Genomic DNA, 13,148 nt, shown 5'->3' with positions numbered 1-13,148 from the left:
GAACCGGAGCGGGCTACTCCGCGTGCGCCCCGGCGCCCGCCGAGGCGGCCCCCTCGCCCACCCAGACGGTCTTCGTGTTGCAGAACTCCCGCATGCCGAGCGCGGAGAGCTCGCGGCCGTAGCCGGAGTTCTTCACGCCGCCGAAGGGCAGTTCGGGGTAGGAGGTGGTCATCCCGTTGATGAAGACGTTTCCGGCGTCCAGGTCGGTGGCGAAGCGCTCCTGCTCCTCGGGGTCGCGGGTCCAGGCGTTGGAGCCCAGGCCGAAGGAGGTGCCGTTGGCCACCTCGATCGCCTCCTCGTACGACGACACCCGGTAGAGGCCCGCGACGGGGCCGAAGACCTCCTCGGACCACATCCGCATCTCGGGGCGCAGGTCGGTGACCACCGTCGGCGGGTAGTACCAGCCGGGGCCGGCGGGCGGCTCGCCGCCGCAGAGCACGGTGGCGCCCTTGTCGACGGCGTCGCGTACCTGGGCGTGGACCTCGTCGCGCCCGCCCTCGCTGGCCAGTGGGCCGACGTCGGTGTCGGGGTCCATCGGGTCGCCGACCCGCAGGGCCGACATCTTCGCGGCGAACGTCTCGGCGAAGGCGTCGAAGACGTCGGCGTGCACGATGAAGCGCTTGGCGGCGATGCAGGACTGACCGTTGTTCTGGCAGCGGGCGGTGGTGGCGACCTCGGCGGCCCGGTCGAGGTCGGCCGACGGCATCACCACGAACGGGTCGCTGCCGCCGAGTTCCAGCACGGTCTTCTTCAGCTCCCGGCCGGCGATCTGGGCGATCGACCGGCCGGCACCCTCGCTGCCCGTCAACGTCGCCGCGAGCACCCGGGGGTCGCTGAGCACCCGGTCGACCTCGGCCGAGCCGACGAGCAGGGTGGTGAACGCCCCCTCCGGGAAGCCGGCGCGGCGGAACAGGTCCTCCAGCAGCAGCGCGGTCTGCGGCACGTTGGAGGCGTGCTTGAGCAAGCCGGTGTTGCCGGCCATCAGGGCCGGCGCGGCGAAGCGCAGCACCTGCCAGAGCGGAAAGTTCCACGGCATCACCGCGAGCACGGGCCCGATCGGCTGGTAGCGGACGAAGGCCCGGGTGGCCTTGACCGCCCCCGCGTCGGCGGGCTCGTCGGCGAGGAAGTCGGCCGCCCTCGCCGCGTAGAAGCGGCAGGCGGTGGCGCACTTGGTGACCTCGGCCCTGGCCGACGCGTACGTCTTGCCCATCTCGGTGGTCATCAGCCGGGCGATCTCGTCGCGTTCGGCCTCCAGCAGGTCGGCCGCCGCGTTCAGCCAGCGACCGCGCTGGTCGATCGTGGTGCCGCGCAGCTGCCGGTACGCCAGGTCGGCCCGCTCGATCGCGGCGTCGATCTGCTCCGCCGACATCGGGTCGTAGGTCTTGAGCGTCTGTCCGGTCGCGGGATTCGTGGTCGCGATGGGCATGTCGTACTCCTGTCACTCGAAGAGTGAGTGGCGGGCTCCCGGTTCCTCCCGGCGGCGGGCGGCACGGCGGCGCTGGATGATGATCAGATCGACCACCGCGACCACCGCGAAGACCACGCAGAGGACGCCCAGCCACACCACGTCGGCGTTGAACGCCAGCACCGCGAAGACGGTCATGGTCACCAGCCCGAACCCGGCCAGCAGGAGCCGCATGTTGAGCGCGCTGTAGGCGTGGCCGACCGTGCCACGGGCACGCCGGGGCTGCGATCTCGTCATTGCACCGACCTACCCCCGATCGACCCGCTTAACCCGCCCCGGCCGGTCGGCTCCCCCGGGCGCCCTCGTCGGTGCGCCAGGCGCCCCGGGCCGCCGCGTCGGCGGCGTACGCCGTGAAGTCCTTCGGCGCCCGCCCCGTGACCTGCCGGACGACCCCGCAGGTCGCCCGCGTCGGCCCCCGCCGGCGCACCGTCGTCAGCCCTGATGGTGGGCCGCGTCACCCCGCTGGTGGGGTGCGTTACACCGGCGGCCGGTGAGCCTGTCGAACCGGCTCCGACCGGAGAGGATGGCCGGTATGACGATGACCCACGCGCTGCCGGTGACCGTCGCCGTCGCCCGGCGCACCGACCCCGCCCGGACCAGCGAGATGGTGGCCTGGATGCGGGCCGGCACGGCGCTGGCCGAGGCGTTCCCGGGGTTCCTCGGGTCCGGCTGGGTACGCAGCGCGCCCGGCTCCGGGGAGTGGCACATCATCTACCGCTTCGCCGACCACGAGACGCTGCACCGCTGGGAGGAGTCCCCGCAGCGGCACTGGTGGCTCTCGTCCGCCCAGGGCATCGTCGAGCACACCCGGGTCGAGCGGCGTACCGGCGTCGAGGGCTGGTTCGACCCACCACGGGAGCACGTGGCGCAGACCGTGCCGGTCAGCGCCGAGCCGACGGTCCCGCCGCCCTCCCCACCGCGCTGGAAGCAGGCGGTGACCATCTGGCTGGCGTTCTTCCCGCTCAGCCTGACCGCGACGCTGCTCACCAGCCGGTTCCTCCCGGACGTGCCGCTGGCCGCCCGGGTGCTCCTGATGACCCTCACGCTGACCCCGCTGATGACCTACCTCGTGCTGCCCCGGATCACCCGGACCCTGCACTGGTGGCTGCACGGCCAGGCCGCGCCCTGGCGCCTGGCGCGCTGACCTCCGTCTGAGTCCCTGATCCCGCCCGACACGCCGACCGCCGCCTGGCGCGCGATCCGCGCGCCTAGCACGCGCAGCCGCGCCGGAACAGCCCTCTGCCGCATAGTCGACAGCGGCGGGCCACCCCACCGGGCCCGCGCTTAGAGTTGCCGCGCTGTCGCTCTCCGCTGCGGGACTGGGGATGGTATGCCTCGACGTTGGGTCACCGTGGCCGCCTGCCTGCTGGCGCTGGTCGCGCTCGCCTGCGAGGGCGGCGGGGAGCCGGGCTCCCGCCCGCCCCGGGAGACCCCGTCGCCCGGCTCGCCCGGCGGCATCGCGGCCCTCGGCGACTCGATCAGCACCGGCTTCGGCTCCTGCCTGGTGCTCGTCTCGTGCGAGCGCAACTCCTGGTCAACCGGCGACGGGTTGCGCGTCGACAGCCTCTACCGGCGCCTACTGGACCGGAACCCGGCGATCCGGGGCCGGGCCCACAACCACGCCAGCCCCGGGGCCCGCGCGGCGTCGCTGGAGGGGCAGGCCCAGCGGGCGGTACGCGACCGCGTCGACCACGTCACCGTGCTGATCGGCGCCAACGACGTGTGCCGCGGCGGCATCGAGGCGATGACCCCGGTCAAGCAGTTCCGCGCCGACGTCGACCGCGGCCTGCGGGTGCTGCGGCAGGTCCGGCCGAAGGCGCGGGTGCTGGTGGTGAGCGTGCCGAACCTGCACCGGCTCTGGGAGGTCGGGCACACCGACGCGCGGGCGGTGCGGGCCTGGAAGCGGGGTGTCTGCCCGGCGCTGCTGGCGAACCCCACCTCGACGGATCCGCTCGACCGGGCGCGCCGGGCGGCCGTGCGGGAGCGCATCGCCGACTACAACACGCAGCTCGCCGCCGCCTGCAAGGCGTACGGCTCGCGCTGCCGGCACGACGGCGGGGCGGTGCACCGGGTGCGGTTCGACCTGGAGCTGGTCAACCCGCTGGACTGGTTCCACCCGAACGCCGCGGGGCAGGACCGCCTGGCCGACGTGGCGTGGCGCGCCTCGGGCCTCGGCTCCTGACCCCACCACCCGGCGCACCGGCCCGTACGGACCGGGCGCGCAGGCGGCGTCGAGGGGCCCGGATCAGGGCTGGCGGGGTTCGGGGACGCTGGGCCCGCCGTGCTGCCGGTAGAGGGCGCGGGAACGCACCGCGAGGTCCTTGGTGGCCGACGAGTTGGCCCAGGTGCCCAGGACGATCGCCGCGCCGGGCACCACCTTGGCGAAGACCCGCTTCGCCGCGCGCACCCCGGCCATCTGGGCCAGGCGTACGCCGAGGCGCAGCATCACCTTCCCGAGCGGGTTCTGCCCGCCGCTGCCGAAGAGGGCCCCGGCGCGCTCCCGGCCGGCGGCCACCCCGAGCGCGAGCCGGGCGCTCTCGGCGACCTTGTGCACCTTCTGCAACACCAGCAGGTCGGTGGCCCGGTCGCCGTGCAGCGGGTCGACGCCGTACGCGGCGGCGATGTGCAGCACCATCCGGGCCTGGGTCCAGGCCAGCACCCCCACGTCGATCACGGCACCGGGCAGCCCGGCGGCGCCCGAGACCGCCCCGGAGAGGCGGGCGTGGTTGACGAACTTGCGTACCGCCTGCTCCGCCAGGGCCTCGGCGGAGGCCCCGGGCTGCTCGGCCCGGGCCCGCGCGGCCCACTGCGCCGCCTCCGGCCCCAGCCGGCGTACGGCCTCCAGGGCGAGGTGCTCCGGGGCGTACTGCGGGTCCTCCCGCATCCGGTCCCAGAGCTTCAGCGGCGGCGCCTCGGTGGCCTCCTGCGTCGGTGCCGGAACCACGGCCGGCGGCTGCGGTCCCCCGGCGACGGGCTGGTCGTCGGTGGGCGCGGAATCGGTCACAGGGTCTCCCGGGGGTCGGAGAGGGCGTCGGTGACGGTCAGCGGCGGTTCTGGAACTTGGCCGCGAGGCCCCTCAGCTTCTGCTGGGTGCCGGGCTTGGCCAGCTCGCGCCGGCCACGGTCGACCATCTGCTGGCCCTTGGGCGAGCGCAGGAAGGTGGTGATCCGCTGCATCAGTGACATGTCGTCCTCCAGTCGGTGGCGCCTGTTCCATGTGTACCTCGGAGCGACAACACCTGTACCCCGGATGCCCGAACCGCAACCGTCCACTATGGTCGGTGAGAGCCTACTGCCCGGCCTCCAGGCACGCCGCGACGACCTTGGTGGCGCGCCACTCGTGCTTGGCGTAGTGCTCCGGGTAGGCGGAGATCTGCACCGCCTGGGCGGCATCGGTGAGCCGCATCTGCTGCCAGCCCGGCACCCGCGCCAGCGCCGAGAGGAACTGCCGGGTGGCGAACTCCGGGTCCATCAGGTCGCCGACCTCGCCCCAGCCGCTGCTGGAGCGCTGCTGGAACAGCCCGACCGAGTCGTGGTCCCACCCGATGCCCTGGTGCGGATACTCGCGGGACTCGGGAAGCACCCCGCTCGCGACGTTGTAGAGGTTGCTCTCCTGCATCGCGGTGGCGACCGCGATCACCAGCGCGCGCCGGGGCATCCCCATCTCGCGCCCGGTCCGCACGATCTCCTCGGCGTTCTCCATCTGGGCGTTGTCGAGCCCGACCACCGGGGCGGGGTCGACCGGCCTGCGGGTGGTCTTCTTCGGGGCGGGGGTGGTGGTGTCGGGGTCGGCGGTGCGGGTGGGGCTGGCGGAGACGGCGACGCGTTCGAGGCTGCGGGAGGCCGGGTCCGGCTCGGCGCGCTCGGCGAGCGCGGAGGGGGCAGCGGCGGGGGCAGGGTCGACGGAGCCATCCCGGCCCCCCTGGGCGACGGCGGTCAGTCCGAGGCAGCACAGGACGCCGGTGGCGAGGGCGATCCGGGCCCGGACCGGCCCGCGCGTCAGCAGGCGGGCGTACGCCGTGGCGGCGCGCAGACTGGTTGACCGATCGTACGAGGGGGTATCGTCCGAACGGTCGATCGGCTCACTCGGGGCGAGCTGGTCATCGAGGGTGCGGTCGTCAGGCATCAGCCGAGGCTAGGCAGGCCGACACGCCGAGCACCCGAGGTGATCTCGTGGCTTTCCTCACGATATGGCCCAGGCCGGGTGGACGCCCGTGCCGTGCCGGGCAGTCGCCGGGACGCACCTCGCGGACCGGTCGAACCTCCGGAGGGCCCCGGGGCGACCCGGTGCGCCCGGAAGGCGGACAAACCACCGGCGACCGGCCCATGATCTACAAACTCCCCCGTTCGGTCGATAGTCTGGTCACCCTGACGGCCACGCTTCGTCGCCCGACGGCGGGCTTGCGGGCATACGCCCGATTACCGGTCACGTGGCGACCCGCGGCGGGGCGCGGCGAGGAATGCACGAGGATGACGGGTACGTTCCCCGAACCGGGTGCCGGCTCCGCACGGCGACCCGTACGCACGACCAGGGAGGTCCGCACCGGTGCTCGACCCACACGAGCTCTACGAGCTCACCGACGATCTGCCCGACCTCGGTCAGCCGGTGCTGATCCAGACCCTCACCGGCTTCGTCGACGCCGGCAGCGCCGCCCGACTGGCCAGGGAGCAGCTGCTCACCTCCCTGGACACCCGCCCGATCGCCCGCTTCGACGTGGACCAGCTCTTCGACTACCGCTCGCGCCGGCCGGTGATGACCTTCGTCGAGGACCACTGGGAGTCGTACGACGCCCCGGCGCTGGAGCTGCACCTGCTCCGCGACGACGACGAGACGCCCTTCCTGCTGCTCACCGGCCCGGAGCCGGACCTTCAGTGGGAGCGTTTCGTGGCCGCGATCGCCGGGATCTCGGCGCGGCTGGACGTCCGGCTCACCGTCGGGCTCAACTCGATCCCCATGGCCGTGCCGCACACCCGGCCGGCCGGGGTGACCGCACACGCCACCCGCCGTGAGCTGATCGCCGGCTACGAACCGTGGTTGCAGCGCGTACAGGTGCCCGGCAGCGTCGGCCACCTGCTGGAGTACCGCCTCGGTGAGCTGGGCCGCGACGCCCTCGGCTTCGCCGCCCACGTGCCGCACTACGTGGCGCAGACGGAGTACCCGGCCGCCGCCGAGGTGCTGCTCGCCTCCGTGTCGCGCAGCACCGGGCTGCTGCTGCCCCGCGACGGCCTGCGCTCGGCGGCCGAGGTGGTCCGGGTGGAGATCGACCGGCAGGTCGCCCAGACCGACGACGCCGCCCAGCTGGTGCAGGCCCTGGAGGAGCAGTACGACGCGTTCGCGCGCGGCCGGGGCGAGAAGAACCTGCTCGCCGCCGAGGCCGGGCCGCTGCCCACCGCCGACGAACTGGGCGCCGAGCTGGAACGGTTCCTGGCCGAGCAGACCCGCCCGGGCGACACCCCGGGCAGCTGACCCGGCGACGCGCGCGCGGATGGGGCAGGCTGGTCACATGCGTCTGGCGACCTGGAACGTGAACTCGGTGAAGGCCCGCCTGCCCCGGCTGCTGGACTGGTTGGCCGGCACCGGGCCGGACGTCGTCTGCCTCCAGGAGACGAAGTGCCCGGACGGCGCCTTCCCGGTGGCCGAGGTGGGCGAGCTGGGCTACACGGTGGCCAGCCACAGCGACGGCCGGTGGAACGGGGTGGCGATCCTGTCCCGGGTCGGCCTGGCCGACGTCACGGTGGGGTTCCCGGGGGAACCGGGCTTCCCCGAGCCGGAGGCCCGCGCCATCTCGGCGACCTGCGACGGGGTCCGGGTCTGGTCGGTGTACGTGCCGAACGGCCGGGCCCCGGACGACCCGCACTACGCGTACAAGCTGAACTGGTTCGCGGCGCTGCGCGACGCGCTGGAGGCGGAGCTGACCAGCGGCCTGCCGCTGGCGGTCTGCGGCGACTTCAACGTGGCGCCCACCGACGCCGACGTCTGGGACCCCGCGGTGTTCACCCACTCCACGCACGTCACCCCGGCGGAGCGGGCGGCCCTCGCGGCGCTGCGCGACCTCGGGCTCTCCGACGTGGTGCCCACCCCGATGAAGGGCCCGCACCCGTTCACCTACTGGGACTACCGGGCGGGCATGTTCCACCAGAACAAGGGCATGCGCATCGACCTCGTGTACGCCTCCGCGCCGCTCGCCCGGGCGGTCCGCTCGGCGTACGTGGACCGGGAGGCGCGCAAGGGCAAGGGCCCCTCCGACCACGCGCCGATCGTCCTCGACGCCGACCTGGTTCCGGCGGTCGAGTCGTTCTGAGTTCCGACGTCGTCGCTAGGGTGGAGCCATGGCAGTCGTGAAGATCAACGCAATCGACGTCCCTCCCGGCGCGGGCGAGGAACTGGAGAAGCGGTTCGCCGCCCGGGCGGGAGCCGTGGAGAACTCACCCGGCTTCCTCGGCTTCGAGCTGCTGCGTCCCGTCGCCGGCGAGAGCCGCTACTTCGTGTACACCCGCTGGGAGACCGAGGAGGCCTATCAGGCATGGGCCGCCGGCCCGTCGCGTGCCGCCCACGCCGGCGAGAAGCGTGCCCCGGTCGCCTCCGGCGCCACCCTCCTGGAGTTCGAGGTCGTCCAGCAGGTCCCGGGCCGGTCCTGACCCGCCCTCCCGCCGCTCAGGCAGGGCGGGAGGAGAGCAGCGTGGCGAAGGCGATGATGTTGTCGGCGTAGCCCGTCCGGCCGCCCAGCCAGTCGCCGCCGCAGGTGATCAGGCGCAGGCCCGGCGGGCCCTCGTCGCCGTAGACCCGTTCCGCCGGCAGCCGCTCCTTGGGGAAGTGCTCCACGGAGTCGACCTTGAACACCACGACCGAGCCGTCGGCCCGGGTCACGTCGACGGTGTCGCCCGGGCGAAGTTTGTGCAGGTCGTAGAAGACCGCCGGGCCGCGCTTGGTGTCCACGTGCCCGACGATGACCGACGGGCCCGGCTCGCCCGGGGTGGGGCCCCGGTCGTACCAGCCGGTCTCGTCGGCGCGCTCCAGCGGCGGTACGGCGATCGAGCCGTCCCGGGCCTGACCCACGGGGGCCACCGGGGCGGACACCTTGATCGCGGGAACCGACAGGCGCACCGGCCGGCTGGCCGACAGTGCCCCGCTCTCGCTGCGCGCCGGCCGCTCCTGCCCGCCGCCGGCGGCCCAGTCGAGCGGGCCGGCGGTGCGCCCCAGCCCCGCGCCGGTGGCGAAGACCCCGGCCAGCACCAGCACCACGGCCAGCGGCACCGACCAGGGGCGACGTCCGGGCGGCCGCGCCCCCCGGGCCGCTGCGGCGGCCGGCTGCGGGGCGGGCGTGGTGGCCATGAGGCGGCTCAGCGTCGGGCGGCGCCACGGGCGGTACGCGGACGGCGCGCCGCCCGGACCGCGAGCACGATGCCGGTCACGGTCAGGGCGAGGCCACCCGGCAGCAGCAGCCCGCCGGTGAAGCCGCCGGCGCCACCGCCGAACCCGGTCGCCGGGCCGCGGCTGGGCTTCACCGCCTTGACGACCTGGAGCATCGTCGAGGCGGTCTCGCCGTCGCGGCATTCCAGCTTGATCCGGTAGTTGCCGGGGCGGGTGCGCTCCCGCACCATCGGCGCGGCGGTCAACGTGCCGCCCTGCGGCTGCACCTGCACCCGACCGAAGGCGTCCGAGACCACGGTCGCCGGGATGGAGTTGTTGCGGCAACTGGCCCGGATCCCCACGAGGAACCCCGGCTCGACCGTGCTCGGGCTGACCTCGACGAAGACGTTCGGCCCCGGCGGCCCCGGCTGGGGCGCACCGGCGAGGGCGGGCGCGGCCGCGAGCAGCGGCCCGACGAACACGGTCGCGATCGCGAGCGCCACACCGCCACGGTGCACCGACACGACGCCCCCTCCCGGCGCGTTGGGGCAGCGCCGGGGCAACACCAGGCTCCCGGCCTGCCGTACGGGATGGATCCTCTCATCCCCGGGCGAACATCACATCCGATTCGGCGCGGTCGTCGCGTACGCTCAGGTCGTTGTGACCTCCACCGACTTCCCCGCCGCCGTCCCCGCGCCGCCCACCGCCCGGACGATCCGGACCTTCCACCCGCGCCGTGGCCGGATGAGCAGCCGCCAGACGGAGGCCCTCGATCGGCTCTGGCCGGTCTACGGCCTGCACGTCCCGGAGCGGCCCGGCACGCCGGTGGACCTGGCCGCCCTGTTCGGCCGCCGGGCCCCAGTGGTGCTGGAGATCGGTTCCGGGATGGGCGACACCACGGCCGAGATGGCCGCCGCCGACCCCGGTCGAGATTATCTGGCGGTCGAGGTGCACACGCCCGGAATCGCCAACCTGCTGGACCTGGTGGAGCGGCACGGCCTGCGCAACGTACGGGTGGCCCAGGGCGACGCCCTGGACCTCGTGGCGGGCCTGCCGGAGGCGTCGCTGGACGCCGTGCACGTCTTCTTCCCCGACCCCTGGCCCAAGTCCCGGCACCACAAGCGGCGGATCATCCAGCCGGCCCACGTCGCGCTGCTGCGCTCCCGGCTGACGCCCGGCGGCACCCTGCACTGCGCGACCGACTGGGCCGAGTACGCCGAGGCGATGCGCAAGACCCTGGACGCCGACCCGGGGCTGGTCGACGCGCACGACGGCTTCGCGCCCCGCCCCGCCCACCGCCCGGTCACCAAGTTCGAGCGCCGGGCCCTGCGGGCGGACCGCCCGATCTTCGACCTGATCCACCGCCGGTCGTGAAGGCGGGGGCCGCTCCGGCGCCGAAGCGGCCCTTTCCCGCCTCTCCCGCCCGGCCGGTTGGCGCTCGGGGGCATGATCCAGGCACCATGGACGCGCTATGACGCTCACCGCCGCGCTGCCGACAAGCGCCGACCCCGACACCCTCTTCGACGCGTTCGCCGGCTGGGCGAAGGAGCGCGGCCTCGACCTCTACCCCCATCAGGAGGAGGCGGTCATCGAGATCGTCTCCGGCGCCAACCTGATCATGAACACGCCGACCGGGTCCGGCAAGAGCCTGGTCGCGATCGCGGCGCACTTCGCGGCCCTGGCCGACGACCGGACGACCTTCTACACCGCCCCGATCAAGGCGCTGGTGTCGGAGAAGTTCTTCGCCCTCTGCGAGGTCTTCGGCGCCGACAACGTCGGCATGCTGACCGGCGACGCCAGCGTCAACGCCGACGCGCCGATCATCTGCTGCACCGCCGAGATCCTGGCCAACCTCGCGCTGCGCGAGGGCGACCGCGCCGACGTCGGCCAGGTGGTCATGGACGAGTTCCACTTCTACGCCGAGCCCGACCGGGGCTGGGCATGGCAGGTGCCGCTGATCGAGCTGCCGCAGGCGCAGTTCGTCCTGATGTCCGCCACGCTGGGCGACACCACCCGCTTCGTCGACGACCTGACCCGGCGCACCGGCCGGCCCACCGCCGTGGTCCGCTCCGCCGAGCGGCCGGTTCCGCTGATCTTCTCGTACGCGATGACTCCGCTGCACGAGACCCTCGAGGAGCTGCTGGAGACGAAGCAGGCACCCGTCTACGTCGTGCACTTCACCCAGGCCGCCGCCCTGGAACGCGCGCAGGCCCTGATGAGCGTCAACGTCTGCACCCGCGCCGAGAAGGACATGATCGCCACCGCGATCGGGAACTTCCGGTTCACCTCCGGGTTCGGCAAGACCCTGTCCCGGCTGGTGCGGCACGGCATCGGCGTGCACCACGCCGGGATGCTGCCCAAGTACCGCCGGCTCGTCGAGACCCTGGCCCAGGCCGGCCTACTCAAGGTCATCTGCGGCACCGACACCCTCGGGGTGGGCATCAACGTGCCCATCCGCACCGTGCTGTTCACCGGCCTGTCCAAGTACGACGGGGTGCGCACCCGGCTGCTCAAGGCCCGCGAGTTCCACCAGATCGCCGGGCGGGCCGGGCGGGCCGGGTTCGACACCGTCGGCCGGGTCGTCGTGCAGGCCCCCGAGCACGTCATCGAGAACGAGAAGGCGCTCGCCAAAGCCGGCGACGACCCGAAGAAGCGGCGCAAGGTGGTGCGCAAGAAGCCGCCGGAGGGGTCGATCGGCTGGGGGAAGCCCACCTTCGACCGCCTGGTCGAGGCCGAGCCGGAGCCGCTGACCTCCAGCTTCCACGTCAGCCACTCGATGCTGCTCAACGTCATCGGCCGCCCCGGCGACGCGTTCGCCGCGATGCGCCACCTGCTCACCGACAACCACGAGGAGCGCGCCGCCCAGCGGCGGCACATCCGCCGCGCCATCGCCATCTACCGGGCGCTGCGCGCGGGCGGCGTCGTCGAGCAGCTCGACGAGCCCGACGAGACCGGGCGGCGGGTCCGCCTCACCGTCGACCTCCAGCTCGACTTCGCCCTCAACCAGCCGCTCTCCCCGCTGGCGCTGGCCACGATCGAGCTGCTCGACGTCGAGTCCCCCGCGTACGCCCTCGACGTGCTCTCGGTTGTCGAGTCGATCCTGGACGACCCGCGTCAGGTGCTCTCCGCGCAGCAGTTCAAGGCCCGCGGCGAGGCGGTCGCCGCCATGAAGGCGGAGGGCATCGAGTACGAGGCCCGCCTCGAACTGCTCGACGGGGTGACCTGGCCGAAGCCGCTGGCGGAACTGCTGGACTCGGCGTACGAGATGTACCGGCAGGGTCACCCGTGGGTGGCCGACCACCAGCTCTCCCCCAAGTCCGTCGTCCGGGACATGTACGAGCGGGCGATGACCTTCACCGAGTACGTGCAGTTCTACGGGCTGACCCGCTCCGAGGGCCTCGTGCTGCGCTACCTCGCCGACGCGTACAAGACGCTGCGGCAGACGGTGCCCGAGGACGCCAAGACCGAGGAGCTGATCGACCTCATCGAGTGGCTCGGCGAGCTGGTCCGCCAGGTCGACTCCAGCCTCATCGACGAGTGGGAGCGACTGCGCAACCCCACCGACGCCGCCGAGGCCGCCGAGGCGCTGGACGACCGAGTTCCGGCGGTCACCCGCAACGCCCGCGCCTTCCGGGTGCTGGTGCGCAACGCCCTGTTCCGCCGGGTCGAGCTGGCCGCCCTGCGCCGCTGGTACGACCTCGGTGAGCTGGACGCCGCGTCGGGCTGGGACGCGGACGCCTGGGCCGACGCCCTGGAGCCGTACTTCGAGGCGTACGGGGAGATCGGGGTGGGGCCGGACGCGCGCGGCCCCGCGCTGCTCATGATCGAGCAGGGTCGGGAACGGTGGACGGTCCGGCAGATCCTCGACGACCCCGAGGGTGACCACGACTGGGGCATCAGCGCCGAGGTCGACCTCGCGGCCTCCGACGAGGCAGGCGCGGCGGTCGTCCGGATCACCTCGGTCGGGCAGCTCTAGCCACCGCCACGACCGGGCGGGGCCGGCTCCGGCCGGCCCCGCTGCGGTGCTCCGGGACCCCGCCCACAGGTATCGCGTTGCCGGGGTGAACCGCCCTGGACTAGGTTGACCCCGTGCCCGCCTCGGACAGGGTGCGCCGCCCGTAGCGGCGGCGCGAAACCCCAGACTCCCGAACGCTCTGCGTTTCCGCTCCGCCGCATCAGCGACCCTTCGCCGGTGTGGCCGTCCGAGCTACCCGGCTCCGCATGCGATGTCCGGAGCCTTTCGTGCACAGTTCTGCATTCGCCTGTCCCGTCCCCCGTGACGCCCCCCGCTCTCGTCTCCTCCCGACCGCGGCCGTCCCGGGTCGGTGGTCGC

At 73.6% G+C, this 13,148-nt stretch carries 14 protein-coding genes; 7 read left to right on the top strand and 7 right to left on the bottom strand.

Annotated features, from left to right (window positions below; all coding sequences use genetic code 11):
* Window positions 1-13: 13 nt before the first annotated feature.
* A complete protein-coding gene (locus ACTMS2_RS18005; protein ID WP_441176411.1) occupies window positions 14-1,426 on the bottom strand; it encodes an NADP-dependent succinic semialdehyde dehydrogenase in 1,413 nt (470 codons plus the stop codon).
* A 12-nt stretch (window positions 1,427-1,438) separates the two neighbouring features.
* On the bottom strand, window positions 1,439-1,702 hold the full coding sequence (locus ACTMS2_RS18000; RefSeq protein ID WP_363895854.1) for a DUF6343 family protein: 264 nt from the start codon (window positions 1,700-1,702) through the stop codon (window positions 1,439-1,441).
* Window positions 1,703-1,997: 295 nt separating this feature from the next.
* Between ACTMS2_RS18000 and ACTMS2_RS17995 the strand changes: the two genes are divergently transcribed.
* Window positions 1,998-2,609, top strand: coding sequence for an antibiotic biosynthesis monooxygenase (locus ACTMS2_RS17995; protein ID WP_441176410.1), 612 nt, complete (start codon window positions 1,998-2,000; stop codon window positions 2,607-2,609).
* A gap of 186 nt (window positions 2,610-2,795) precedes the next feature.
* Window positions 2,796-3,647, top strand: coding sequence for a GDSL-type esterase/lipase family protein (locus ACTMS2_RS17990; RefSeq protein WP_441176409.1), 852 nt, complete (start codon window positions 2,796-2,798; stop codon window positions 3,645-3,647).
* Between the two features lie 63 nt (window positions 3,648-3,710).
* On the opposite strand, the gene ACTMS2_RS17985 is transcribed toward ACTMS2_RS17990, so the two are convergent.
* From ACTMS2_RS17985 to ACTMS2_RS17975, 3 genes are all read right to left on the bottom strand, one after another.
* Window positions 3,711-4,469, bottom strand: coding sequence for an EcsC family protein (locus tag ACTMS2_RS17985; protein WP_441176408.1), 759 nt, complete (start codon window positions 4,467-4,469; stop codon window positions 3,711-3,713).
* A 37-nt stretch (window positions 4,470-4,506) separates the two neighbouring features.
* On the bottom strand, window positions 4,507-4,650 hold the full coding sequence (locus ACTMS2_RS17980; RefSeq protein WP_172896546.1) for a hypothetical protein: 144 nt from the start codon (window positions 4,648-4,650) through the stop codon (window positions 4,507-4,509).
* Between the two features lie 103 nt (window positions 4,651-4,753).
* Complete coding sequence (locus tag ACTMS2_RS17975; RefSeq protein WP_441176407.1) at window positions 4,754-5,590, bottom strand: peptidase M23; 837 nt, start codon at window positions 5,588-5,590, stop codon at window positions 4,754-4,756.
* A gap of 420 nt (window positions 5,591-6,010) precedes the next feature.
* Here ACTMS2_RS17975 and ACTMS2_RS17970 point away from each other — a divergent pair, with 420 nt between their 5' ends.
* The 3 genes from ACTMS2_RS17970 to ACTMS2_RS17960 are packed head-to-tail and all read left to right on the top strand — an operon-like array spanning window position 6,011 to window position 8,103.
* Window positions 6,011-6,931 (top strand): proteasome assembly chaperone family protein, encoded by a 921-nt coding sequence (locus tag ACTMS2_RS17970; RefSeq protein ID WP_441176406.1) that lies wholly within the window; start codon window positions 6,011-6,013, stop codon window positions 6,929-6,931.
* 37 nt (window positions 6,932-6,968) lie between these two features.
* A complete protein-coding gene (locus ACTMS2_RS17965) occupies window positions 6,969-7,766 on the top strand; it encodes an exodeoxyribonuclease III (RefSeq protein ID WP_441176405.1) in 798 nt (265 codons plus the stop codon).
* Between the two features lie 28 nt (window positions 7,767-7,794).
* The gene (locus tag ACTMS2_RS17960) at window positions 7,795-8,103 is read left to right on the top strand and encodes an antibiotic biosynthesis monooxygenase family protein (protein ID WP_441176404.1); all 309 of its coding nucleotides are present in this window, start codon (window positions 7,795-7,797) and stop codon (window positions 8,101-8,103) included.
* A 16-nt stretch (window positions 8,104-8,119) separates the two neighbouring features.
* Here ACTMS2_RS17960 and ACTMS2_RS17955 read toward each other — a convergent pair whose 3' ends face one another.
* Window positions 8,120-8,797 (bottom strand): class F sortase, encoded by a 678-nt coding sequence (locus ACTMS2_RS17955; protein WP_441176403.1) that lies wholly within the window; start codon window positions 8,795-8,797, stop codon window positions 8,120-8,122.
* Window positions 8,798-8,805: 8 nt separating this feature from the next.
* Window positions 8,806-9,333: a hypothetical protein gene (locus ACTMS2_RS17950; protein WP_441176494.1), complete on the bottom strand. Its 528-nt coding sequence runs from the start codon at window positions 9,331-9,333 to the stop codon at window positions 8,806-8,808.
* A 142-nt stretch (window positions 9,334-9,475) separates the two neighbouring features.
* Here ACTMS2_RS17950 and trmB point away from each other — a divergent pair, with 142 nt between their 5' ends.
* A complete protein-coding gene (gene trmB / locus ACTMS2_RS17945) occupies window positions 9,476-10,189 on the top strand; it encodes a tRNA (guanosine(46)-N7)-methyltransferase TrmB (RefSeq protein ID WP_441176402.1) in 714 nt (237 codons plus the stop codon).
* 97 nt (window positions 10,190-10,286) lie between these two features.
* The gene (locus ACTMS2_RS17940; RefSeq protein ID WP_441176401.1) at window positions 10,287-12,791 is read left to right on the top strand and encodes a DEAD/DEAH box helicase; all 2,505 of its coding nucleotides are present in this window, start codon (window positions 10,287-10,289) and stop codon (window positions 12,789-12,791) included.
* Window positions 12,792-13,148: the final 357 nt, after the last annotated feature.

Source organism: Micromonospora sp. SD12, from assembly GCF_052068495.1.
Lineage (GTDB): Bacteria > Actinomycetota > Actinomycetes > Mycobacteriales > Micromonosporaceae > Micromonospora > Micromonospora echinofusca.
Note: the sequence above shows the minus strand (reverse complement) of the source record. Positions and strands in the feature narration are given on the sequence as shown.